Below are 23,500 nucleotides of genomic sequence, written 5' to 3'. Positions count from 1 at the left end.
TTAGTCATCCACGTTCTGAATGGTTATCTGGTAATGGAAAGCGCGCTGGGTGATGGACACCGGCTGGCGCTCTGCGCCGCGCTGCAAATAGTCGATGCGGGTAATTTCGTTACCCTTATTGTCTGCCAAAATCCGCCGCGCGCCCTGATCTTTCAGCGTCCAACCCGCCGGTAGCAACGGCTGCCAGCGACTCACCGGCCAGTAGCAGAACATGATATCGGCCAGAACTTGATTAGCAGGAGGGAGTTGGGCGATTTTCATTGCCTGCTCGGTGTGGATCCCCTGCGCGTCGTAGGTGGCTTTAAATAGGCGGATGCCCAAAGGAGAAAGCCCGGCAATCTGTAGCGACTTGCCGTCGGCGCTCACCAGCACCAGCAAAGATTGCTGCTTGCCGTCAACCGTGGCGGTCAATAACTGCTGCTGATTGAAGGGCTTGGCAAACTCCGGCGTCGGCAGAGCTACCCGCACGCCGGGTTTCAGCCACGCCTGCGCGGTTTCATCCGGTCTGGGCTGTGAGGCACAGGCACTGAGCAACAGCACCATCAAGGCCGTTAGCATTCGGCTCATTTTTTTCTTCCTCTTTTTTTGACCGGCAGGGTGAGCGGCGACAGCAGAAAGGCGGTCAAAATGCCGCAGCTCAACACAATGCCAAAACTGCTGATCGCCTGAGTCGAGCTGAACACCAGCATGCCGAACGTCAGCAGCGTAGTAACCACCGCCATAAAGATGGCGAACATGGAGGTGGTCGGCGTGCCGCGCGGATTGGTAAAGAACAGCGTGTAGTTGATGCCAATGCCGAGCACCAACACCAAGGCCAGCAGTGAAAACAGGTTGAGGTTATGGCCGCTGTAGCCCAGCGCCGCGACGCCCATCGCCAGAGACAGCAAAGTCGGCACCAGGCAGATCAGGCCGTGCGGCAGGCGATAGCGCCACAGATAGATGGCGGCGATGAACAGCACCGCCAGCCCCAGCAGATAAGAGAGGTAGACGCGATACTCGGAGAACAGCTGGCTGAACTCGGTTTTGCGATCCACCCAGCCGGTTCCGGCAAACTCTTTCGCCAACTGAGCCATGGCCGCGCCGTTATGCACGCCGTTGACCGGCACCAGCGTGGCGCTGCGCCCGTCGGGCAGTGACAGCCACAACAGCCGCCAGCCCTGGCTGACCACGCTGTCCAGCCACGCCTGCGGCGTGACAAACCGATCGCTGAGATCCGCCGCCGGTAAGGCGATCCCCGCTTGTTGTAACTGAGTTACTACCTGCGGAGCCTGACGGCGCAGCAGATCCAAATCCTGCTGTTGCTGATGCAGCGAAGGCAGACCAATGGCGCGATAGCCGTCGATCCAGCCCTGCGCTTTGGCTTTTGCCAATGCCGGGCGCAGCTTCTCCAGCCGCTGTAGGGCCTGCTCGGCGTTTTCACCGTAAACCACCAGCCATTTCTGATCGTTAGTTTGCCCAGTCAGCGCCGCCATCTGCTGCTCCTGCTGTTGCAGGTCGGCGGGCAAGGCTTGCAGGTCGGCAATGTCATCATTGATATGCAGACGCGCTAATCCACCCAGCGCCAGCGCGGCACACAGCAGCGGTAGCCCAACGCGAATAGCTTTACGGCTGCGCCAGGCGTGCAGCCAGCGCAGGATCACCCCCAGCCCCGGCGTGGTGCCGACCGGCAGATTGCGCGATAAATAGGGGTACCAGCACATGACGGTAATGCAGGCGGCGCTCAGGCCAGCGGCGGCAAACACTGCCAACTGCTGCAAACCGGGGAATGGCGCGATCAGCAGCATCAGATAGGCCGCCACCGTGGTGAGCAAGGCGACAGAGAGCGCCGGAAAGAGTTTTTTCAGGCTCTCCAGCGGCGAATTCTCCGCGCCGTGCACTCGCCGCTCGGTGAGGAAATAGAGCGTGTAGTCGGCCGAGATGCCGACAATGCTGGCACTCAGCACCAGCGTCATGATATGGATTTCGCCGAACACCCACAGGGTCACCACCGTGCCGCTTAGCGCGCCAATGGCGATCGACAGCAGGCTGAGCAGCATCGGCAGGATCGAGCGAAACATCAGCAGGATCAGCGCGAAGACGCCAATCACCGAGGCCAGCCCAATGGTGGAAATATCACGCTCGGCCTGATGGCTGGCGTAATCGCTATAGAACACCGTGCCGCGCTCCAGCACTTTGGCTCCCGGCCACTGCTGCTCGAACGCCTGCTTTTGCGCCTGTAGCGCGGCGACTACCCGCCTGCCGCTGGTGATGTCATAGGAAGAAGCTTTCAGCTCGCCGTGCAATAGATACCAGCGGCGGCCCTGCTTGTCGGTGGCCACCAGCCAGCCGTCGTCGAGGCTCATGCCCGCGCTGTTCTGCTGCTGCGCCATTTGCGAAGCGCGCACCAACAGCAAGGGGTCGTGATTCAACTCTTTACCACTGACCCCGGCGAAAGCGGAATAGACCTGCCCCAAGATCCACTGGCTTTGGGCCTGCGCCCCCGACGTCAGCCGCTGGCGCGTGGCATCGTCCATCATGGCGTTGCGATGGGCGTAGAAAAACGCCCCCCAGGCTTGCTGCTGTTCGGCACTCATCGGCCCCTGCACCTCGCCCAGCGCGGGAAGCTGGCGAAGGCGCGCCAGCCAGTCATCCAGCGGCGCGGTTCCGGCCGTCTGCGGCGGGCTGACCAGCCACACCAGCTGCCGGTCCAGCCGCTGGCTAAAGCCGCGAGATAACGCATCCGGCACGCCCGCCAGCTGCTGCTTGGGCAGCAGTGCCAGTACGCTGCTGTTAATCTGGCTGCGCGGCAGAATAACCACCAGCGCGGCCACCAGCAGCAGGCAAATCAGCAGCCAGCCCTGCGCCAGCCTGCGGTGAAGGTTAGGCGCCAAAGTGGGCCTGCTCCGCCGGGGTCAGCGTCGCCGGTTGGGTTTGCTGATTGAAGAAGCGAATGCGGGTGACATCGCCCTGCATGTCATTGATTTCTATATTATCCAGAAAGGCGCTGCCCTCCAGATGCAGGTTGCGGAACAGCCGATTGAGCGGCGTGGTGGTTGGCGTCAGGGTCAACTGCCACGCGCCCTGCCCTTTATCGCTAAAATCAAGTTTAAAGTTCTGCTGCAAAGCCTGCCGGTCAGCGTGGAACAGCGCGGTCAGCAGCGAGTTAAACTGGAACATCTGCGGGTTGTTGTCCGCCGTCACCACCTGCGGCGGCTGGCCCTGCATGGTCTGCACCATGCGGCTTTCGGTTAACAGCAGCGTCAGGCTGAAAGGCTTCTCCTGCTGCCACCACAGGCCATTTTTCTGCGCAATCAATAGGTTGCCGCTGGACTTTAGCGGTTGGCTCATGCCGCTGATGCTGCGCTGCTGCTCAAACTGGGCGCGCAGCACCGGCTGCTGGCTAAAACGCTGCTGCAACTCGTCGAGGGTCACGGCGTGGCAGGCCAGACTGAACAAGCTCAGGCAAAAAAGCAGTATAGTTTTCACAGCGCGATCCCCGTTTTGTCGAACAGAACCTGTGGCGAGACGAAACACATCTCGTTGGTTTCGGCATCTACCGCCACCTGAATGGTGTAGCCGGTGGTGGTGCGTTTGCCGGTGGCGCAGTCAAAAATCTGGTAGCCAATGCGCAGGCGGTTTTCAATCTCTTCCAGCTGAGCATGCACCTCAACGCGCTGTTCAAACAGCAGCGGCGCAATGTACTTCACCCGCGTGTCGACAATCGGCCACACATAGCCCGAAGCCTGCATCTGCCGGTAGCCATAATCAAACTGCTTCAGCAGCTGCTCGCGAGCGATTTCGAGATAGCGAAAATAGTTGCCGTGCCACACTACGCCCATGGCATCAGCATCATGGAAAGGAATGGATATCTCTACGCGGGTGCTAAAACGCGGGTCGTCAAAGCGCGGATCGAGTTTCGAAGGCATATCAGTCTGGGTCCCGTTGTGCAGCATCCACCTGCGGCGGCTGCCAAAAATCAAAAAAGTTAAACCAGTCGTGCGGCGCCAGCAGGCAATAGTGCTCCAGCCGCTGCGCGTAGTGATCGACCGCCGCCTGAAGACTCTGCTGGCGCTCATTGCGCGGCAGTAAGAGAGGGTCGGCAAAGGCTTCAAAATAGATATGTAGCTGCTGGTTCTGCTTCAGGCCGAACATCAGGAACACCGGCACTTTCAGGGCGGAAGCCAGAATAAACGGCCCCTGCGGGAAAGTGGCGAGTTCGCCAAGAAAACGGCTGCGCACTACCCGAGGCGCTTCTCCGCGAGCATGCTGCCCGGCGGAAGTTCGGTCGCCGACGATGGCCACCCACTCCCCGGCTTCCAGCTTGCTTTTCAGCATCACGGCGGTATCCGGGCCAAGGGTCGAGACTTGGATCAGATTGATATTGGCCTGCGGATTGACCTCTTTCATGATCTGATTAAAACGCTCGGCGTGCTGAGTAAACACCAGCGCGTTGACCTTCACATTGTGATTGAGCTCGCCCAGCGCGCGGCAGGATTCAATATCGCCAAGATGGGAAGCAAGGATCAGCGTCCCGCGACCGGAGGCGATCTGCGCTTCGCAAAGTTCACGATTAACCATCACGGCGTTGTGGCCGAGCACGGTATCGCCGCGCCAGCTGGCGAGTTTATTCAGCATGGCGTCGCCGAAACGCAGAAAATGGCGGAAGCTGCTCAGCCGATAAGGCAAGCGGTGCTGATGCAGCTCGGCATAGCGCGCCACGCGGCGTAAATAGTGCTGCGAGGCCTGACGCTGGGTTCGCCCGGTCAGCCAGAAATAGCCAATCACCGGATAGAGCAGCAGCTCAAAGGCTCTGCGCCCCAGCAGCTGATAGACCTTGAGCATCAGCCGGATGCCCCACAGCCCTTGCCGCTCGGGGGTTTGCGACCAGTGTGAGTTAGCAGTCACTTTGCGCCGCATTCGCAGTAGCCGGGGGATGCGCGGCAACATGCCGAAGAACAGGCGGGTGTGCATCCACGAAATGCGCAGGTTGTCTTTCAGGGCGTCAAAGTGCGAGAGGCCGTCCTGCGGATAAGTCACGCGGGTGGGGAGGAAACGGCTGCGCGTCCCCTGCCAATAGAGACGAACCATGATTTCGGTGTCGAAATCCATTCGCTCACCCAGCCGATGGCGCTGCATTAGCTCAAGACAAGGGGCCAGCGGGTAAACGCGAAAGCCGCACATGCTGTCTTTCAGCGACAGCGACAGCGTTTCAATCCATACCCAAACATGGGTGACATAGCGGCCGTATAGACGGGATTTCGGCACCGACTCATCATAGATTGGCTGGCCGGAGATCAGGTCATCCGGGTATTTTTGCGCCTCAGCGAGCATCGCCGGAAGATCCTCCAACTGGTGCTGCCCGTCGGCATCCACCTGCACCGCGTGGGTGTAATTCAAGGCTGAAGCCTGTTTTAACGCCGCGATGACCGCAGCCCCCTTGCCCTGATTCTCAGTCAGGCGCGTCAGTGAAACCTGAGGCAGCTCGGCGGATAAACGCCGTAACTCCAGCGCCGTGGCGGGTTCGCTACCGTCATCAATGATAAGACAAGGCAGGTTGAATTTATCCAGACGCGCCAACACGCCCGCCATCATCGGGCCATGATTGAAACAGGGAATAATGATGCAGGGGCGGAAATCGGCGGCGGTTAAGGACATAAAATTACTTTCCCGCTGCTCGCCGCCTGCTGTGCAGCCTGATAGCTAAACGCCAGACGCTGCTTCTCTTTCAGCCATTCGATGCGCAGCTCAACCTGTTCGTTAGGAAATAGCGGCTTCTGGAATTTGAGTACTTCCATGCCGCCAAAGGTTCCCATCTGCGGGAAATCTTGGCGGGCAAATGCCATCACCCAGTTCACCTGCGCGACGCCGGGCAGAATCGACAACTCGGGAAAATGACCTTCGAACCACAGCAGCTCAGGCTGTAGGCGCAGAGTGAGGGTCAGGACATCTGCCTCGCGTTGAGAGTGAAGCACCTCTGGCATCATCATAAAAACATTTCCTGTATTTCCGCATAGGCCCGTTTTCCTTGGGCATTGAGCGGGATGGAAGGCGCGATTCGCCAAAGCCGTGGAATGGCGACCGGGGAAAGCCAAGCGCGCAGTTGCTGACGCAGCGCAGCCTGAAATGCGGCCAGCCCCAAGCTGCCTAATTGCTGCTGCCCGGCTGAACTCAGCACAATCAGCGCCGCGACGTGATCCCGCCCGCGCTTCTGGAACACCAGCACGCTGGCATCTGACAGCCACTCCAGCCCCTGCAAACGTAGCTCTACTTCAGTCAGCGAAATACGCTGCTCGGCAATCTTAATCACCCGATCCTGACGATCGCCAAGGTGAAACTGGCGCGGATCGGCCAGCAGCTTAATATTATCGTTCAGCCGCACGCCTTTGGGCTGCGGGATCAATGCCGATAGTGCCGAATGGCCGCCCTCATCATGGCCAACCAGAGTGACGCCGGCAAATAGCTCCCACGGCGAATTGGGCACCTGTTGCTGGCGCTGGGCGAGAATGCCGGTTTCCGTGGTGCCGTAAATCTCTGTCGGCAGCACGCCGCATTGGCTCAGAGCGCGCTGGGCGGCGTCATAACTCAGTGGGCCACCCGCAGAGAATACCTGCCGGCAGTGGGTAGCAGGCAGCGCGGGGTCAAGCCTTTGCAAGAAGGCCGGGCTGGCAATCAGCACCAGATCGCCGCCATGGGCCAACTCAATCAGCTGCTCGTGGTATTCGATTCGGCTAGCGTAAATCGGCAACCCCAGCGACAGAGGCAGAATCAGACTGAATGTCAGCCCGTACATATGGTGATGCGCCACCGTGGCGGCCAGTCGAGCGTTAGCCGGGAATTCTTGCCAGCACTGAGCCAGCCACTCAGCTTCTTGCTCAAGGCTGGCAAGGGTTTTCACCACTTTTTGCGGCGTTCCCGTCGAGCCTGAGGTGAAAAGCACCACCGACAGCCCCTCCTGCCACGGCGGCAGAGCGAGTGATTCAGGCGATGGTGGCGGTTGAGAGTCGAAAGGAAAGTACAGCGTCGGGCAATTCAGTTCGAGGGGCTGGTCAGTAAGCAGTGCGTCGAACTCAGGCTGCATCTCGCGCAGCACCGCCTGACGACAATGGCCGGGTAAAATCGGCGTTCGCCCGCAGTAGAGCACAGCCAGCAGAGCGGCGGTAAAGGCGTAAGGGCTATCAAAGCAGAGCGCCCATCTTGCCGCCGTCGTGGCGCTGATTTGATTGACGAGATGAAGCACATCAAGCCGCAAATCTTTTACCTGCCATTCGCGGCTTTTGGACCAGGCCACCCGTTGGTCATCTGGCCGCTCTGCTGACAGCCAGCCTGATATTGGCAAAGTTAGTCGCGCCGCACCCTTTTTCTGACTATCCATTCAACACTCATCAATAAGCCAATCAGCAGATAACTTAACCCGCCGTTGTAAAACGTCCATAGCGCAAGGTCCCCGCGCAAACAGGTATAAAGCGCGAATGCACCGTTAAAAATAAAAAACACACACCAAGTCTGGGTGACTTTTCGCGTATAAGCGATGCCCCTTGGCGGTAAATCCGGCTCACTCAAACGAGCAAGTCGTTCGATAATTGTTGGCGTATAAAACAGAGAGGAGAAAAACAATATAAACAGTAATGCATTCACCGCGACCGGGTAGTAGAGCAGCATCTGACTCTTATTCAGCACCCAGCTCGAAAGCGCCAGCAGGATGCCCACCGCCGCAATCGCTTTGCCCAAAAACGCCAGCTGGCTCAGTTTTCCGCGAAAAGTGATCAGCCGCAGAATAAAAACCACGATTAAAATAGGGGCCAGAACTGCTATGCCTGCGTGCTTAATTCCCAACCAAACGGCAAAGGGATAAGCCAAAATGACTAGCGGCAACAGCCACTGGCTGGCTCGAATCAGTCGCGACACTCTCTTACTGCGGTTCTGATTCGAGCAGTTGGCCGATGGCGTCAACCACATCCTGGACGGTGCGCACCGACTTAAACATCTCAGGTTTGATTTTTCGACCCGTGGTTTTCTGCAAATGCACGATGAGATCGACCGCATCGATGCTGTCCAAATCCAGATCTTCATACAGTCTTGATTCTGGCTTGATATCATCTTCATCAAGCTCGAACAGTTTCACCAGCAGTACTCTAATTTCTTGATAAATCTCTTGCTTCTGCATACGTCTCTCTCAACCACGCTGTTCAGAAATAAATTTAGCGAGGGTCTCTACCGAATAAAAATGCGCGCGCATTTCCTGACTCTCTGCAGAGAGAACCAATCCATACTTATTCTTTAAAGCTAACCCAAGTTCTAAAGCATCAATGGAGTCCAGTCCCAGACCGTCACCAAACAGCGGCGAAGCGGTGTCGATCTCCTCAGGGGTCATCCCCTCGAGATTCAATGTCTCAATAATGAGGAGTTTGATTTCGTTACTTAAAGGAACCATGACTTATTTCTCGTTATTTTAATGACTACCGCGTCAACTCTGACCGTAAATGGTGCGTCAAACGTCTCGCTGCCAAAGCAGGAGAAAGGTCGTGTTCATCAATGAACTTATCGGCACTGAACTTGTTTTCTACAGAAATAATGAACTGCGGTTTAGTCGGCGGAATGTTATACCATTTGCCCTGTTTGGTCAGCATGGGCGGGGTACAGGAGATACGCACCACCCTGATATCACAATGTGCTCTGAGCGCGATATTGGCGGCGCCTCGCTGCAACGCCATCGGCTTCCCGACAACGGTTCGCGTCCCTTCCGGGAACACTAACAGCGTGCCCCCCATCTTTAAACGCGCCTCGCAGGCTAACATCAACTCCTCCGAACCGGCATTAACCAGATAGCCAGCGGCGCGGATCACGCCGCGAACAAACGGATTACTCAACAAAGCCTGTTTTACAATGCAATCACAGCGCGGCATGCAGGACGCAAGGAACACGTAATCTAACAGGCTGGGGTGATTAGCAACCACTAGGCATCCGGCGTCCTGCTCAAACTTCTCAATGCCGATAAAGCGATAGTCCAACACGCCAACGCCACGCAGCGCGCTCAAGAAGAAGCGGAAGCTGTAGCGGATGCTCTGCAGCGTCAGGCGATGCAATTTCTCAGGCTGGCGGATAAATAGCCGCAACAGACTAAACCAGATTAGGGAGAGTGCTAATCCGCCAATTCCGAAAATGCCAAAAAAGAAGCCGGTGGCTGTCCAGCGCCAAACGCGATTTAGCCAATGTGCTTTCTGATAAGTTTCATTCACGAGCGGCGCTTCCAAGCCCAGCGATGAGCGCCCGCGTTAACCCAAAATTCGTTCTGAGCGCGCAGCCAATAGCGTAAAAACTGCAAACTTTGCGGCAGTGCCTCATCTCCATGGTCACTCCCCTGCCATTGGCAACTGAAAGCATCCCCCTTTGCCAGCAATAGCGCCACGGCGTAAGGATAGAAAGGCTCTCCACTTGGCGGTGAGTAGAGGTCAGGAACCAGACCGTCAAAATCAATAAGCAGCACGCGCTCCATACCGGTAAGTAGCATGGCCTGTGCTTCTAACATCCCCTGTTGGAAGCTATCTAGCCCCGCAGCCAGAGAAGTGATAGGTAAGGCGTTTTTACTAATAATGGTCAACCAACCTGCCGCCGTATTATGAACCGAGGTGGAGAAATCGGTTGGCGATACCTCCCCTTCTCGCGACAGGGTTTGCAGAATTTTAAATGTTTTCTCCAATTCACCGTGCTGGCTGGTAAAAATTGCAGCATCTACCTGATGAGTTTCGAGTAGTGTTAGACCCGCCTCAACGGCTGCGCGGCTCGGTGGACTCATCCGTCGCTCAGACATCATGGGGATCAGCGGGCTTTTCTCTAAAGTTTGAGTAAAACCTGGTGCAGACTCATGCGATGCCCATTGATTCCACTGCTGTTTAGAGCGTAGACCAGACGCAACTGCCTGCCAGTCCAGGATATCTAATGAGTATTTCATACACTTCTGCATCTCAACATTTCGGAGGTCGGAACTTTATTATATAACCTGACAAGTTTCATCTGTAAATTAGCACAATAGGTCAAAACAGCTGAAATACCGGAATAAGCCGAAAAGGTTGAATGATTGTTTAAGGTTGTTAACTTTAGCCAAACGAAAATGGTAATGAGCTGTTTTAATTATTCTCATTAACTATTTAGTATTAGTAGGTATCGGCCAACACAGCAAAAAAAATTAACTCTCAAGAGAGTTTCTAATAATTTAATGAGAATAAATTATGAAATATTCTAATACAATTTTAGCGTCGGTTGTCGTCGCGTGTTTGCTCAGCGGCTGCTCAACCCTTACGCCAATTCATAACGTAAGAGAAACTATTGCTCTGCAACACTCTCTGGAGCAGGTGCGCAAGGCGATTCTCATCGCAGGCGCACAGCGCGGCTGGTCAATGACCCCAGTGCAGGATGGCGTTATTGATGCAAAATTGGGTAATGGTGCCAACTTACTGATTTAGTGTATGATGGTGTTTTTGAGGTGCTCCAGTGGCTTCTGTTTCTATCAGCTGTCCCTCCTGTTCAGCTACTGAAGGCGTGGTGCGTAACGGTAAAAGTACTGCCGGACATCAGCGCTATCTCTGCTCTCACTGCCGTAAAACATGGCAGCTACAGTTCACTTACACCGCTTCTCAACCCGGTACGCATCAGAAAATCATTGATATGGCCATGAATGGCGTCGGATGTCGCGCCAGTGCACGCATTATGGGCGTTGGCCTCAACACGGTTTTACGACACTTAAAAAACTCAGGCCGCAGTCGGTAACCTCGCGCATACAACCGGGCAGTGATGTGATTGTCTGCGCGGAAATGGACGAACAGTGGGGTTACGTCGGCGCTAAATCACGCCAGCGCTGGTTGTTTTACGCGTATGACAGGATACGGAGGACGGTTGTGGCGCACGTATTCGGTGAACGCACGTTGGCCACGCTGGAGCGTCTTCTGAGCCTGCTGTCGGCCTTTGAGGTCGTGGTATGGATGACGGATGGCTGGCCGCTGTATGAATCACGCCTGAAGGGAGAACTGCACGTTATCAGCAAGCGATATACGCAGCGCATTGAGCGGCATAACCTGAATCTGAGGCAGCATCTGTCAAGGCTGGGCAGGAAGTCACTGTCGTTCTCAAAATCGGTGGAGCTGCATGACAAAGTCATCGGGCATTATCTGAACATAAAACACTATCAGTAAGTTGGAGTCATTACCCAAAATTGGCTAAACGTGATTTCAGCACTCATATAAAAATCAATTACTCATCAACGCAATATAGTATTCAATATGTGGATAGCACTAACTTAAATGCTAAAAATGGCATGATCCACAATAATTATAATCGCTGGATTGCCAATCTCGATAAAGACATCAAGATCCAGTTAGCGGTTCAATAAAATCAATAAACCTAAAGTATTCATAAGTAGATATTCTATATAGGGTATCTACTTTTTATTGTTTGAAGGTAACCTGAAGCGATATTTAATGCGGAATTTGGAGAATTAGATTAATTAAACATGGATAGTTGTAAGAATCTAAATGCAAAAAACCCTGAATCTTTCGATTCAGGGTTATGCAATAAGTGGCGGAACGGACGGGGCTCGAACCCGCGACCCCCTGCGTGACAGGCAGGTATTCTAACCAACTGAACTACCGCTCCACCGGTTCTTTCACCTACGCCAGAAATCGTCTGGTATAAGCTTGTTCCTGTTATCTTTCCTTGTCAGGGGAAAAGGAACACGTTCTTTTTAATTATCCGCTTATTCAGCAGATTTACTAATTTGATGCCTGGCAGTTCCCTACTCTCGCATGGGGAGACCCCACACTACCATCGGCGCTACGGCGTTTCACTTCTGAGTTCGGCATGGGGTCAGGTGGGACCACCGCGCTAGTGCCGCCAGGCAAATTCTGTTATCCGCACCGCGTTATCAGGCTTTCACCCTCCTTCGCCATACGAACCAATCTCGGAACTTCGCTGAAAATCTCGTCTCGTCTCTCAGACCAAAACACCTTCGGTGTTGTAAGGTTAAGCCTCTCGGGTCATTAGTACTGGTTAGCTCAATGCATCGCTGCACTTACACACCCAGCCTATCAACGTCTTAGTCTTAAACGTCCCTTCAGGTGGCTTAAAGCCACAGGGAAGACTCATCTCGAGGCAAGTTTCGCGCTTAGATGCTTTCAGCGCTTATCTTTTCCGCATTTAGCTACCGGGCAATGCCATTGGCATGACAACCCGAACACCAGTGATGCGTCCACTCCGGTCCTCTCGTACTAGGAGCAGCCCCTCTCAATCTTCCAACGCCCACGGCAGATAGGGACCGAACTGTCTCACGACGTTCTAAACCCAGCTCGCGTACCACTTTAAATGGCGAACAGCCATACCCTTGGGACCTACTTCAGCCCCAGGATGTGATGAGCCGACATCGAGGTGCCAAACACCGCCGTCGATATGAACTCTTGGGCGGTATCAGCCTGTTATCCCCGGAGTACCTTTTATCCGTTGAGCGATGGCCCTTCCATTCAGAACCACCGGATCACTATGACCTACTTTCGTACCTGCTCGAGCCGTCACTCTCGCAGTCAAGCTAGCTTATGCCATTGCACTAACCTCACGATGTCCGACCGTGATTAGCTAACCTTCGTGCTCCTCCGTTACTCTTTAGGAGGAGACCGCCCCAGTCAAACTACCCACCAGACACTGTCCTCACCCCGGATCACGGGGCCGAGTTAGAACATCAAACATTAAAGGGTGGTATTTCAAGGTTGGCTCCACGCAGACTGGCGTCCACGCTTCAAAGCCTCCCACCTATCCTACACATCAAGGCTCAATGTTCAGTGTCAAGCTATAGTAAAGGTTCACGGGGTCTTTCCGTCTTGCCGCGGGTACACTGCATCTTCACAGCGAGTTCAATTTCACTGAGTCTCGGGTGGAGACAGCCTGGCCATCATTACGCCATTCGTGCAGGTCGGAACTTACCCGACAAGGAATTTCGCTACCTTAGGACCGTTATAGTTACGGCCGCCGTTTACCGGGGCTTCGATCAAGAGCTTCTCCTTGCGGATAACCCCATCAATTAACCTTCCGGCACCGGGCAGGCGTCACACCGTATACGTCCACTTTCGTGTTTGCACAGTGCTGTGTTTTTATTAAACAGTTGCAGCCAGCTGGTATCTGCGACTGGCTTCGGCTCCGAGAGCAAGTCTCTTCACCTACGCGCCAGCGTGCCTTCTCCCGAAGTTACGGCACCATTTTGCCTAGTTCCTTCACCCGAGTTCTCTCAAGCGCCTGAGTATTCTCTACCTGACCACCTGTGTCGGTTTGGGGTACGATTTCGTGTTACCTGGAGCTTAGAGGCTTTTCCTGGAAGCAGGGCATCAGCTACTTCACCACCGTAGTGGCTCGTTATCACGCCTCAGGGTTAAAGCGGTCCGGATTTACCAGGACCACACCCCTACACGCTTGAACCGGGACAACCGTCGCCCGGCCAGCCTAGCCTTCTCCGTCCCCCCTTCGCAGTAACACCAAGTACAGGAATATTAACCTGTTTCCCATCGACTACGCTTTTCAGCCTCGCCTTAGGGGTCGACTCACCCTGCCCCGATTAACGTTGGACAGGAACCCTTGGTCTTCCGGCGTGCGGGTTTTTCACCCGCATTATCGTTACTTATGTCAGCATTCGCACTTCTGATACCTCCAGCAGCCCTCACAGGCCACCTTCAACGGCTTACAGAACGCTCCCCTACCCAACAACGCCTAAGCGTCGCTGCCGCAGCTTCGGTGCATGGTTTAGCCCCGTTACATCTTCCGCGCAGGCCGACTCGACCAGTGAGCTATTACGCTTTCTTTAAATGATGGCTGCTTCTAAGCCAACATCCTGGCTGTCTATGCCTTCCCACATCGTTTCCCACTTAACCATGACTTTGGGACCTTAGCTGGCGGTCTGGGTTGTTTCCCTCTTCACGACGGACGTTAGCACCCGCCGTGTGTCTCCCGTGATAACATTCTTCGGTATTCGTAGTTTGCATCGAGTTGGTAAGCCGGGATGGCCCCCTAGTCGAAACAGTGCTCTACCCCCGAAGATGAGTTCACGAGGCGCTACCTAAATAGCTTTCGGGGAGAACCAGCTATCTCCCGGTTTGATTGGCCTTTCACCCCCAGCCACAAGTCATCCGCTAATTTTTCAACATTAGTCGGTTCGGTCCTCCAGTTAGTGTTACCCAACCTTCAACCTGCCCATGGCTAGATCACCGGGTTTCGGGTCTATACCTTGCAACTTGACGCCCAGTTAAGACTCGGTTTCCCTACGGCTCCCCTATTCGGTTAACCTTGCTACAAAATATAAGTCGCTGACCCATTATACAAAAGGTACGCAGTCACCTAACAAGTAGGCTCCCACTGCTTGTACGTACACGGTTTCAGGTTCTATTTCACTCCCCTCGCCGGGGTTCTTTTCGCCTTTCCCTCACGGTACTGGTTCACTATCGGTCAGTCAGGAGTATTTAGCCTTGGAGGATGGTCCCCCCATATTCAGACAGGATGTCACGTGTCCCGCCCTACTCATCGAACTCACAACAAGTGCATTTTTGTGTACGGGACTATCACCCTATACTGTGCGACCTTCCAGACGCTTCCACTAATGCACAAACTGATTCAGGTTCTGGGCTCTTCCCCGTTCGCTCGCCGCTACTGGGGGAATCTCGGTTGATTTCTTTTCCTCGGGGTACTTAGATGTTTCAGTTCCCCCGGTTCGCCTTGCATGGCTATGTATTCACCATGCAATAGTGTGACGTATCACACTGGGTTTCCCCATTCGGGTATCGTCGGGTATAACGGTTCATATCACCTTACCGACGCTTTTCGCAGATTAGCACGCCCTTCATCGCCTCTGACTGCCTAGGCATCCACCGTGTACGCTTAGTCGCTTAACCTCACAACCCGAAGGTGTTTCACTTCGGTTTGCGAGTCTTGAGAGACTCAACACAGGGTACTCCTTATCTCAGTACATCTACGGAGAGATAAGTTTCAGCTGTGTCGTTTCAATTTTCAGCTTGTTCCAGATTGTTAAAGAGCAATATCTTAAACACGACTCGTGAGAGTCATCTTTAAGGTATTCTGGTTCGTCAGAACCGGTGATAATGTCTTTCACACATTATCGGAATGGCGTCCCCAAGGGGATTCGAACCCCTGTTACAGCCGTGAAAGGGCAGTGTCCTAGGCCTCTAGACGATGGGGACACGAAAATTCCGTACCAGCCCACTTTCGTGCCCTGGCACTTTTCGCATCAGCGTAAGGTTGCCCTTACTGCATCAACAGGTGCTCTTGCTCATTAATTTCATCAGACAATCTGTGTGGACACTGCACAATGCGTATCTTTAGGTAAGGAGGTGATCCAACCGCAGGTTCCCCTACGGTTACCTTGTTACGACTTCACCCCAGTCATGAATCACAAAGTGGTAAGCGCCCTCCCGAAGGTTAAGCTACCTACTTCTTTTGCAACCCACTCCCATGGTGTGACGGGCGGTGTGTACAAGGCCCGGGAACGTATTCACCGTAGCATTCTGATCTACGATTACTAGCGATTCCGACTTCATGGAGTCGAGTTGCAGACTCCAATCCGGACTACGACATACTTTATGAGGTCCGCTTGCTCTCGCGAGTTCGCTTCTCTTTGTATATGCCATTGTAGCACGTGTGTAGCCCTACTCGTAAGGGCCATGATGACTTGACGTCATCCCCACCTTCCTCCGGTTTATCACCGGCAGTCTCCTTTGAGTTCCCGCCATGACGCGCTGGCAACAAAGGATAAGGGTTGCGCTCGTTGCGGGACTTAACCCAACATTTCACAACACGAGCTGACGACAGCCATGCAGCACCTGTCTCAGAGTTCCCGAAGGCACTAAGCTATCTCTAGCGAATTCTCTGGATGTCAAGAGTAGGTAAGGTTCTTCGCGTTGCATCGAATTAAACCACATGCTCCACCGCTTGTGCGGGCCCCCGTCAATTCATTTGAGTTTTAACCTTGCGGCCGTACTCCCCAGGCGGTCGATTTAACGCGTTAGCTCCGGAAGCCACGGGTCAAGCCCACAACCTCCAAATCGACATCGTTTACAGCGTGGACTACCAGGGTATCTAATCCTGTTTGCTCCCCACGCTTTCGCACCTGAGCGTCAGTCTTTGTCCAGGGGGCCGCCTTCGCCACCGGTATTCCTCCAGATCTCTACGCATTTCACCGCTACACCTGGAATTCTACCCCCCTCTACAAGACTCTAGCTTGCCAGTTTCAAATGCAGTTCCCAAGTTAAGCTCGGGGATTTCACATCTGACTTAACAAACCGCCTGCGTGCGCTTTACGCCCAGTAATTCCGATTAACGCTTGCACCCTCCGTATTACCGCGGCTGCTGGCACGGAGTTAGCCGGTGCTTCTTCTGCGAGTAACGTCAATGCACAGTGCTATTAACACTGAACCCTTCCTCCTCGCTGAAAGTGCTTTACAACCCGAAGGCCTTCTTCACACACGCGGCATGGCTGCATCAGGCTTGCGCCCATTGTGCAATATTCCCCACTGCTGCCTCCCGTAGGAGTCTGGACCGTGTCTCAGTTCCAGTGTGGCTGGTCATCCTCTCAGACCAGCTAGGGATCGTCGCCTAGGTGAGCCATTACCTCACCTACTAGCTAATCCCATCTGGGCACATCCGATGGCGTGAGGCCCGAAGGTCCCCCACTTTGCTCTTTCGAGGTCATGCGGTATTAGCTACCGTTTCCAGTAGTTATCCCCCTCCATCAGGCAGTTTCCCAGACATTACTCACCCGTCCGCCGCTCGCCGGCAAAGTAGCAAGCTACTTTCCGCTGCCGCTCGACTTGCATGTGTTAGGCCTGCCGCCAGCGTTCAATCTGAGCCATGATCAAACTCTTCAATTAAAAGTTCGATTTGCTTCAACTCGTGAAGCGGTGCTCAAAAATTAACTTTCGTAATAATTCAACTAAATGAATTACTGCTTGGTCACTCTTTAAGACTTGATATTTTTTGCCACCGGAGTGGCTGATATCGTCTTGTGAGTGCCCACACAGATTGTCTGATAAATTGTTAAAGAGCGTTGGTTACCGGAAAACTCTCGGTAACGCGGGAGGCAGATAATACGCTTTCCCGCTGAAGAGTCAAGAGATTATTCATTCGAATCGTCTTCTTTATCTTCCTCACCGAGCGACTTCTCAGTCGTTGTTCCCGGTCAGTGGAGGCGCATTATAGGGAGTTCTCAGAAGGCCGCAACCCCTAATTTCAAATTAATTACTGACCGTTCTTTTTTTCAACAAAACCGCCCATTTTGGGCGAAAAACAAACAAAAAAGAGGCCCAAATTAGCTTTGGGCCTCTTAATTAGGCTTCTAACCGCTAAAAAACGAATTATTGCCGTGCGAGGATATGGTCATTTTCCACATCAATCGTGATCGGTTTACCCGGAATCAGCTTGCCGGACAGAATCTGCTGAGCCAGCGGGTTTTCAATTTCCTGCTGAATCGCGCGTTTCAGTGGACGAGCACCGTAAACCGGGTCAAACCCAGTGTTGCCTAACAGCTCCAGAGCCGCATCGGTCAGGGTGGCGGTATAGCCATGTTCCTCGAGGCGCTTATAAAGACGCTCCAACTGGATTTGCGCAATGTGCTTGATATGCGCATGGCCCAGCGGATGGAACACGACAACTTCATCTATACGGTTAATGAATTCAGGGCGGAAGTTGTGTGTGACCACTTCCATTACCGATTCTTTCATTTGCGCGTAGGTTGCCTGCCCGAAATGCTGCTGGATCAAGTCCGAACCTAGGTTCGACGTCATGATCACCACGGTATTACGGAAATCGACCGTTCTACCCTGCCCGTCGGTTAAGCGGCCATCATCCAGAACCTGCAACAGAATGTTGAAGACATCCGGATGCGCCTTTTCTACTTCATCTAATAAAATGACGGAGTAAGGACGGCGGCGAACCGCTTCTGTTAAATAGCCACCTTCTTCATAACCGACATAGCCTGGAGGTGCACCCACCAGCCGCGATACGGAGTGTTTCTCCATAAACTCGGACATGTCGATACGCACCATAGCGTCGTCACTGTTGAACAGGAAAGTCGCTAAGGCTTTGCAAAGCTCGGTTTTACCGACACCCGTTGGCCCAAGGAACAGGAATGAGCCAATTGGGCGATTCGGGTCGGAAAGCCCTGCACGGCTACGGCGAATGGCGTTGGAAACAGCTTCTACAGCTTCATTCTGGCCAATCACGCGCTGGTGCAACTCATCTTCCATGCGCAGCAGTTTTTCACGCTCGCTTTCCAGCATTCTGGCCACCGGAATCCCGGTCCAGCGCGCCAACACATCGGCAATCTCAACATCCGTTACGCGGTTACGCAGCAGCTTCATGGTTTTGCCTTCGGCCTGAGTGGCAGCAGCCAGCTGTTTTTCCAATTCTGGAATTTTGCCGTACTGCAATTCAGACATGCGGCCCAAGTCGCCGACGCGGCGCGCTTGTTCGAGCGTTATCTTGGCTTGTTCAAGCTCGGACTTGATGTTCTGAGTCCCGGTCAGCGAAGCTTTCTCGGCTTTCCACTCTTCATTAAGCTCGGAGAATTCGCGCTCTTTATGATCAAGCTCGGTATTAAGCATCTCCAGACGCTTAACGCTGGCGTCATCTGACTCTTTCTTCAGCGCCTGCTGTTCCAGTTTCAGCTGGATGATACGGCGCTCCAGACGGTCAAGGGCCTCTGGCTTGGAGTCCATCTGCATACGAATGCTGGAAGCCGCCTCGTCAATCAGGTCAATGGCTTTATCGGGCAACTGACGATCCGAAATGTAGCGATGCGACAGGGTCGCGGCCGCCACAATGGCCGGGTCAGTGATCTGCACGTGGTGGTGCAGCTCGTAGCGCTCTTTTAAGCCACGCAAGATGGCGACGGTGTCTTCTACAGATGGCTCGGCCACAAACACTTTCTGGAAACGACGTTCCAGTGCGGCGTCTTTCTCAATAAACTGGCGATACTCATTGAGCGTAGTGGCACCAACACAGTGAAGTTCACCGCGCGCCAACGCAGGTTTGAGCATATTACCGGCATCCATCGCGCCGTCAGCTTTACCCGCGCCAACCATGGTGTGTAATTCATCAATGAATAAGATGACATTACCTTCCTGCTTGGCCAAATCGCTCAGCACGCCTTTCAGACGCTCTTCGAATTCACCGCGATATTTCGCACCGGCCACCAGCGCGCCCATATCTAAAGAAAGCACGCGTTTGTTTTTCAGGCCTTCCGGCACTTCACCATTAATGATGCGCTGGGCCAGGCCTTCGGCAATGGCGGTCTTACCTACACCCGGCTCACCAATCAGAACGGGGTTGTTTTTGGTACGACGCTGCAATACCTGAATGGTGCGGCGAATCTCTTCATCACGCCCAATAACCGGGTCGAGTTTGCCAAGCTCCGCGCGCTCGGTCAGATCAATAGTGTATTTTTTCAAAGCCTGACGCTGGTCTTCAGCACCCTGATCATCCACTTTGTCACCACCTCTCATTTGATCTATTGCTGTACTGATTTTTTCAACCGTTGCCCCGCTGGCTTTCAACAGATCGGTCAAGCTACCGCGATCTTTAAGAACGGCCAGTACAAAGAGTTCGGATGAAATGAATTTATCTGCGCGTTGCTGCGCTAACTTGTCACAAAGATTTAAAACGCGTACCAGTTCACTGGATGGTTGAACATCACCACCGGTACCTTCAACTTGCGGCAGTCGCCCCAGAGCCTGTTCGACGTCCGTGCGCAATTTCGGGGTATCAATCCCGGCAGCGGTAAGTAACGGACGAACGGTCCCGCCTTCCTGAGTAAGCAGAGCGCTCATCAGGTGAACAGGTTCGATAAACTGGTTGTCGCGCCCAAGTGCGAGAGACTGGGCGTCGGCGAGGGCAAGCTGGAATTTACTAGTAAGACGATCCAGACGCATAACACCTCCAATACTGAACAAAATTGCTACTGGAGATTAGATGAGGTCAACCCTCACGTTTTCAAGGTTATCTTGCCAGTATAAATTGAGTACAACGTTAGGCGTCCGTGGATCGTCTTGATTCAATAGGTTATATCAGCCAAATTAAACTTGCCAGCCGGCCAGTCGTAACCTCTCTGCGGTAAGAGTAAAATTTTGTGCTGTCGCTTACAGTACAGAACTCTCCACCATAGATGTCAGTCACGCCGCTCGCGCGTAAACGCAAACGGGCCAGTTGGTAGATATCAGCCAAGAATTTTTGCCCTTTAGGCACAAAAGCCTGAGCGGCTAGAGGATCGATTGCCATGAAAGCGTCGCGAACTTCTCCCCCAACTTCAAACTGCTGCGGCCCAATTGCAGGTCCGAGCCAAGCCATAATGTCAGTTGGCTCGGCAGCAAACTCAGCCAGGGTATTTTCGAGAATTCCCGCACACAGTCCTCTCCAACCGGCGTGAGCCGCCGCCACTTCATCACCCGACTTGGTGGTGAACAGCACCGGCAGGCAGTCCGCCGTCATTACACAGCAAACGACGCCCGGCTCTTGGGTATAAACCGCGTCGGCAACTAAAGTGATTTCTTGGGAAGTGTTTTGGGTGAGGCGAATAACCTGCGTGCCATGTACCTGCTCCATCCAGTGCGGGGCGGTGGGAAGTTCGGCAAATTCGATCAGGCGCTGGCGGTTAGTAAGGACTGACTTGGGATCATCACCGACGTGAAGGCCCAAATTTAAAGAGTCGTAAGGAGGCAGGCTAACGCCTCCATGACGCGTTGTGACACAAGACCGCACCGATGCAGGCTGCGGCCATTGGGGCAGAATCAAATCGCGCATTACCAGTTCATCTGATCCTTGAACTCTTCGGTATCAGCCTTGAGTGCATTGATCAAATCGACCATATCTTGTGGTAGTGGCGCATGCCATTCCATCTGGATACCGGTCACTGGGTGGAACAGGCGCAGCATGGTGGCGTGCAGAGCCTGACGATCAAAACCGCGCAGAATGGAGATAAACTCTTCTGACGCACCTTTCGGTGGACGCGGACGGCCACCGTAAAGCTGATCGCCCACCAGCGGGTGGTTGATATGCGACATGTGCACACGGATCTGGTGAGTACGGCCCGTTTCCAGACGCAGACGCAGACGCGTATGAGCACGGAAATGCTCCATGATGCGGTAATGCGTGGTGGCAGGTTTACCCATAGGGTGAACGGCCATGTGCGTGCGCTTGGTGGAGTGGCGTGAAATAGGCTCATCTACCGTGCCGCCAGCTGTCATCGTACCGATGGCAACGGCTTCATATTCACGGGTGATTTCACGTCTTTGCAGCGCGTCAACCAAGTGAGTTTGTGCAGGAACGGTTTTCGCCACCACCATCAGGCCGGTAGTGTCTTTGTCCAGACGGTGCACGATGCCACAGCGCGGCACGTCCATGATTTCCGGATAGTGATGCAGTAACGCATTCAATACCGTGCCGTCTGGATTGCCCGCGCCGGGATGCACAACCAGATCTCGGGGTTTATTGATAACCAAAATATCGTTATCTTCATAGACGATGTTGAGTGCGATATCTTGTGGCAACCAGCGCGCTTCTTCTTCAATTTGCGCGTCGATTGCGATAGCCTCGCCACCCAACACTTTTTCTTTTGGTTTGGAGACTTTCTTGCCATTGACCAGGACCCGATCTTCCAAAATCCAATCTTTTATGCGAGATCGTGAATAATCAGGGAACAATTCGGCCAAAGCCTGATCTAAACGTTGACCGAGTTGCGATTCGGCCACGGTCGCCGTGAGTTGTACTTGTTGTGCCATATGCTGCTCTTGGGTAACCTTGGGTTTTCACGGCGATGCCGTTTAAAATAATGTGCTATTGTAGCTGGTCTTTGTCGGGAGCTTAACGGACAGTCTCCCAGAATAACACCTGAGGATAATCAAAACGTCATGACGCGTGTGAAATATCTGGTGGCAGCAGCCACGTTGAGCCTGGCGCTGGTCGGTTGCTCCGGTTCCAAAGAAACGGTTCCCGATAACCCACCAAACGTACTTTATGCTACTGCCCAAGAAAAACTGCAGGACGGTAACTTTAAAGGCGCAATTGCTCAATTAGAAGCGTTGGATAACCGCTATCCATTTGGTCCTTATTCGCAGCAAGTGCAGTTGGATCTGATTTACGCTTACTACAAGTCTGCTGATTTACCATTGGCTCAGGCATCAATTGATCGCTTTATGCGTCTGAACCCGACCCATCCAAATATTGATTACGTCATGTATATGCGTGGTCTGACGGATATGGCGCTTGATGACAGTGCGTTACAAGGCTTCTTTGGTGTTGATCGCTCAGACCGCGATCCACAACATGCTCGTGCCGCATTCCGTGATTTCAGCCAGCTGATTCATAGCTACCCGAACAGTCAGTACGCAACAGATGCTAATAAGCGTCTGGTGTTCCTGAAAGATCGTCTAGCCAAATATGAGCTGTCAGTCGTGCAATACTACACTAAACGCGGTGCGTACGTCGCCGTTGTTAATCGTGTTGAGCAAATGCTGAAGGATTATCCGGATACCAAAGCAACGCGCGACGCACTTCCAGAAATGGAAAATGCTTATCGTCAGTTGCAGTTGAATGGTCAAGCGGACAAAGTGGCGAAAGTGATTGCGACTAACAGCGCATCTTAATTTCGTAACTGGCATCACAGTCCCAAAAAACGGTAGCTTCGGCTGCCGTTTTTTATGCGCGCTAACTTGATGTTTTTTAAAGCAGAAAGGCAGGAATTCGCGGAATTTCTTTTCAATCGATCCTATCGATAATGCGTCATCTCATCGAAAGTCACAACCCCTATCCGGCAGTTAATTACCTCAGCTCACAGTTTTGTCCGCCTTGACAAAAAGTGACAAAAAAGTGTGATCTTTATCACGTATTTTGTCGCAAAGGCAGGTATGCTGAACCTATCCTAGACGGAAAGACAGAGAGGTAAGTTATATGACACTGAACATTACCAGTAAACAAATGGACATCACCCCAGCAATTCGGGAGCACGTCGAAGACCGTCTAAAAAAACTGGAAAAATGGCAAACTCAATTAATTAACCCACACATTGTTCTTTCAAAAGAACCTCAGGGATTCGTCGCCGACGCGACCATTACCACGGCCAATGGCCCGCTGGTAGCCAGTGCCACCCACGATGATATGTATGCTGCAGTCAATGATTTGATTTCCAAACTTGAACGTCAGCTGAACAAGGCACAACACAAGGGCGAGGCCCGCCGCGCAGAAAGCTGCGTGAAAGAGATAAACCTCGAGCCGCAAGAAGAACCAGAGTGATCTTCAGGCTCCCGCAACATAATCAGCGCGCTCCCCGGAGCGCGTTTTTTATGGCCTCAACCCAGTTTCCCCTCTTCAAGACAAATCACTCTGCAAAACAAATTGTATTGACACAGTGAAAAGCCAGCGGTTACTTTAGAGCCATCTTCATTAAGAGAAAACGCTACGCATGAACACCAAACTGTTTTTCTTCGCATTCTTT

Annotated in this window: 19 protein-coding genes, 2 tRNA genes, 3 rRNA genes and 1 other annotated feature (1 of these 25 running past the window's edge); of the genes, 4 read left to right on the top strand and 20 right to left on the bottom strand. The window is 53.3% G+C overall.

Going from position 1 to position 23,500, the window contains the following annotated elements; all coding sequences use genetic code 11:
- From V2154_RS03815 to V2154_RS03760, 12 genes are read right to left on the bottom strand one after another with little or no spacing between them, the layout of a single operon-like run.
- Positions 1-567 carry a DUF3261 domain-containing protein gene (locus V2154_RS03815; protein ID WP_353501119.1) on the bottom strand — a complete coding sequence of 189 codons (567 nt, stop codon included), beginning with the start codon at positions 565-567 and terminating at the stop codon, positions 1-3.
- On the bottom strand, positions 564-2,870 hold the full coding sequence (locus V2154_RS03810; RefSeq protein ID WP_353501118.1) for an MMPL family transporter: 2,307 nt from the start codon (positions 2,868-2,870) through the stop codon (positions 564-566). The genes V2154_RS03815 and V2154_RS03810 overlap by 4 nt, the downstream gene beginning before the upstream one ends.
- Positions 2,860-3,465 (bottom strand): outer membrane lipoprotein carrier protein LolA, encoded by a 606-nt coding sequence (locus V2154_RS03805; RefSeq protein WP_353501117.1) that lies wholly within the window; start codon positions 3,463-3,465, stop codon positions 2,860-2,862. Before V2154_RS03805 ends, V2154_RS03810 begins: the two co-directional genes overlap by 11 nt.
- Positions 3,462-3,905 carry an acyl-CoA thioesterase gene (locus tag V2154_RS03800; RefSeq protein ID WP_353501116.1) on the bottom strand — a complete coding sequence of 148 codons (444 nt, stop codon included), beginning with the start codon at positions 3,903-3,905 and terminating at the stop codon, positions 3,462-3,464. Before V2154_RS03800 ends, V2154_RS03805 begins: the two co-directional genes overlap by 4 nt.
- Before the next feature lies 1 nt (position 3,906).
- Positions 3,907-5,634: a glycosyltransferase family 2 protein gene (locus tag V2154_RS03795; RefSeq protein ID WP_353501115.1), complete on the bottom strand. Its 1,728-nt coding sequence runs from the start codon at positions 5,632-5,634 to the stop codon at positions 3,907-3,909.
- Positions 5,625-5,966: an ApeI family dehydratase gene (locus V2154_RS03790; protein WP_353501114.1), complete on the bottom strand. Its 342-nt coding sequence runs from the start codon at positions 5,964-5,966 to the stop codon at positions 5,625-5,627. The genes V2154_RS03795 and V2154_RS03790 overlap by 10 nt, the downstream gene beginning before the upstream one ends.
- Entirely contained in the window at positions 5,963-7,351 is a 1,389-nt protein-coding gene (locus V2154_RS03785) for an AMP-binding protein (RefSeq protein WP_353501113.1), read from the bottom strand. The genes V2154_RS03790 and V2154_RS03785 overlap by 4 nt, the downstream gene beginning before the upstream one ends.
- The gene (locus V2154_RS03780; protein ID WP_353501112.1) at positions 7,318-7,935 is read right to left on the bottom strand and encodes a COG4648 family protein; all 618 of its coding nucleotides are present in this window, start codon (positions 7,933-7,935) and stop codon (positions 7,318-7,320) included. The genes V2154_RS03785 and V2154_RS03780 overlap by 34 nt, the downstream gene beginning before the upstream one ends.
- Positions 7,889-8,143: an acyl carrier protein gene (locus V2154_RS03775; RefSeq protein ID WP_353501111.1), complete on the bottom strand. Its 255-nt coding sequence runs from the start codon at positions 8,141-8,143 to the stop codon at positions 7,889-7,891. Before V2154_RS03775 ends, V2154_RS03780 begins: the two co-directional genes overlap by 47 nt.
- Positions 8,144-8,152: 9 nt before the next feature.
- The gene (locus V2154_RS03770) at positions 8,153-8,410 is read right to left on the bottom strand and encodes a phosphopantetheine-binding protein (RefSeq protein WP_353501110.1); all 258 of its coding nucleotides are present in this window, start codon (positions 8,408-8,410) and stop codon (positions 8,153-8,155) included.
- A 25-nt stretch (positions 8,411-8,435) separates the two neighbouring features.
- Entirely contained in the window at positions 8,436-9,215 is a 780-nt protein-coding gene (locus tag V2154_RS03765; protein WP_353501109.1) for a lysophospholipid acyltransferase family protein, read from the bottom strand.
- Positions 9,212-9,928, bottom strand: a complete 717-nt coding sequence (locus V2154_RS03760) for a beta-ketoacyl synthase chain length factor (RefSeq protein WP_353501108.1) — start codon at positions 9,926-9,928, stop codon at positions 9,212-9,214. Before V2154_RS03760 ends, V2154_RS03765 begins: the two co-directional genes overlap by 4 nt.
- A gap of 277 nt (positions 9,929-10,205) precedes the next feature.
- Here V2154_RS03760 and V2154_RS03755 point away from each other — a divergent pair, with 277 nt between their 5' ends.
- Both V2154_RS03755 and V2154_RS03750 read left to right on the top strand, forming a co-directional pair.
- Complete coding sequence (locus tag V2154_RS03755; protein ID WP_353501107.1) at positions 10,206-10,439, top strand: hypothetical protein; 234 nt, start codon at positions 10,206-10,208, stop codon at positions 10,437-10,439.
- 28 nt (positions 10,440-10,467) lie between these two features.
- Positions 10,468-11,165 (top strand): IS1 family transposase gene (locus tag V2154_RS03750; protein ID WP_225865976.1). Its coding sequence is split into 2 segments (ribosomal slippage): positions 10,468-10,717 and positions 10,717-11,165, totalling 699 coding nucleotides; the frame shifts between segments, so codons are not numbered across the junction.
- Between the two features lie 383 nt (positions 11,166-11,548).
- On the opposite strand, the gene V2154_RS03745 is transcribed toward V2154_RS03750, so the two are convergent.
- The 8 genes from V2154_RS03745 to rluD all read right to left on the bottom strand — a co-directional run bounded on the left by V2154_RS03745 (position 11,549) and on the right by rluD (position 21,788).
- Positions 11,549-11,625 (bottom strand) — tRNA-Asp (locus V2154_RS03745).
- Positions 11,626-11,751: 126 nt separating this feature from the next.
- Positions 11,752-11,867 (bottom strand): 5S ribosomal RNA (rrf, locus tag V2154_RS03740).
- Positions 11,868-11,987: 120 nt separating this feature from the next.
- Positions 11,988-14,894, bottom strand: a 23S ribosomal RNA gene (locus V2154_RS03735).
- A 230-nt stretch (positions 14,895-15,124) separates the two neighbouring features.
- Positions 15,125-15,200: transfer RNA gene (locus tag V2154_RS03730), tRNA-Glu, on the bottom strand.
- A 143-nt stretch (positions 15,201-15,343) separates the two neighbouring features.
- Positions 15,344-16,886 (bottom strand): 16S ribosomal RNA (locus tag V2154_RS03725).
- Together the 16S, 23S and 5S rRNA genes with 2 tRNA genes alongside form the textbook arrangement of a ribosomal RNA operon.
- A 483-nt stretch (positions 16,887-17,369) precedes the next feature.
- The gene (clpB, locus tag V2154_RS03720) at positions 17,370-19,943 is read right to left on the bottom strand and encodes an ATP-dependent chaperone ClpB (protein ID WP_353501106.1); all 2,574 of its coding nucleotides are present in this window, start codon (positions 19,941-19,943) and stop codon (positions 17,370-17,372) included.
- A 130-nt stretch (positions 19,944-20,073) separates the two neighbouring features.
- Positions 20,074-20,811 carry a purine nucleoside phosphorylase YfiH gene (yfiH, locus tag V2154_RS03715; protein ID WP_353501105.1) on the bottom strand — a complete coding sequence of 246 codons (738 nt, stop codon included), beginning with the start codon at positions 20,809-20,811 and terminating at the stop codon, positions 20,074-20,076.
- On the bottom strand, positions 20,811-21,788 hold the full coding sequence (gene rluD / locus V2154_RS03710; RefSeq protein WP_353501104.1) for a 23S rRNA pseudouridine(1911/1915/1917) synthase RluD: 978 nt from the start codon (positions 21,786-21,788) through the stop codon (positions 20,811-20,813). The genes yfiH and rluD overlap by 1 nt, the downstream gene beginning before the upstream one ends.
- 129 nt (positions 21,789-21,917) lie before the next feature.
- On the opposite strand from rluD, the gene bamD reads away from it, so the two are divergent.
- Both bamD and raiA read left to right on the top strand, forming a co-directional pair.
- Positions 21,918-22,652, top strand: a complete 735-nt coding sequence (gene bamD, locus V2154_RS03705) for an outer membrane protein assembly factor BamD (protein WP_353501103.1) — start codon at positions 21,918-21,920, stop codon at positions 22,650-22,652.
- 304 nt (positions 22,653-22,956) lie between these two features.
- Positions 22,957-23,298 (top strand): ribosome-associated translation inhibitor RaiA, encoded by a 342-nt coding sequence (gene raiA, locus V2154_RS03700; protein ID WP_353501102.1) that lies wholly within the window; start codon positions 22,957-22,959, stop codon positions 23,296-23,298.
- 168 nt (positions 23,299-23,466) lie between these two features.
- Positions 23,467-23,500 (top strand) — a sequence feature (Phe leader region) (it continues 91 nt past the right edge of the window).

It is taken from the genome of Ewingella sp. CoE-038-23 (assembly GCF_040419245.1).
GTDB classification, from domain to species: domain Bacteria; phylum Pseudomonadota; class Gammaproteobacteria; order Enterobacterales; family Enterobacteriaceae; genus Ewingella; species Ewingella allii.
This window is presented reverse-complemented; position numbering and strand designations above follow the sequence as displayed.

Excerpts from the sequence above, each read along its gene's own strand:
- V2154_RS03815 (WP_353501119.1), bottom strand. The coding sequence starts at position 567 with ATGAGCCGAATGCTAACGGCCTTGATGGTGCTGTTGCTCAGTGCCTGT.
- V2154_RS03800 (WP_353501116.1), bottom strand. The coding sequence starts at position 3,905 with ATGCCTTCGAAACTCGATCCGCGCTTTGACGACCCGCGTTTTAGCACC.
- V2154_RS03795 (WP_353501115.1), bottom strand. The coding sequence starts at position 5,634 with ATGTCCTTAACCGCCGCCGATTTCCGCCCCTGCATCATTATTCCCTGT.
- V2154_RS03790 (WP_353501114.1), bottom strand. The coding sequence starts at position 5,966 with ATGATGATGCCAGAGGTGCTTCACTCTCAACGCGAGGCAGATGTCCTG.
- V2154_RS03785 (WP_353501113.1), bottom strand. The coding sequence starts at position 7,351 with ATGGATAGTCAGAAAAAGGGTGCGGCGCGACTAACTTTGCCAATATCA.
- V2154_RS03780 (WP_353501112.1), bottom strand. The coding sequence starts at position 7,935 with ATGTGGTTGACGCCATCGGCCAACTGCTCGAATCAGAACCGCAGTAAG.
- V2154_RS03775 (WP_353501111.1), bottom strand. The coding sequence starts at position 8,143 with ATGCAGAAGCAAGAGATTTATCAAGAAATTAGAGTACTGCTGGTGAAA.
- V2154_RS03770 (WP_353501110.1), bottom strand. The coding sequence starts at position 8,410 with ATGGTTCCTTTAAGTAACGAAATCAAACTCCTCATTATTGAGACATTG.
- V2154_RS03760 (WP_353501108.1), bottom strand. The coding sequence starts at position 9,928 with ATGAAATACTCATTAGATATCCTGGACTGGCAGGCAGTTGCGTCTGGT.
- V2154_RS03755 (WP_353501107.1), top strand. The coding sequence starts at position 10,206 with ATGAAATATTCTAATACAATTTTAGCGTCGGTTGTCGTCGCGTGTTTG.
- clpB (WP_353501106.1), bottom strand. The coding sequence starts at position 19,943 with ATGCGTCTGGATCGTCTTACTAGTAAATTCCAGCTTGCCCTCGCCGAC.
- yfiH (WP_353501105.1), bottom strand. The coding sequence starts at position 20,811 with ATGCGCGATTTGATTCTGCCCCAATGGCCGCAGCCTGCATCGGTGCGG.
- rluD (WP_353501104.1), bottom strand. The coding sequence starts at position 21,788 with ATGGCACAACAAGTACAACTCACGGCGACCGTGGCCGAATCGCAACTC.
- bamD (WP_353501103.1), top strand. The coding sequence starts at position 21,918 with ATGACGCGTGTGAAATATCTGGTGGCAGCAGCCACGTTGAGCCTGGCG.
- raiA (WP_353501102.1), top strand. The coding sequence starts at position 22,957 with ATGACACTGAACATTACCAGTAAACAAATGGACATCACCCCAGCAATT.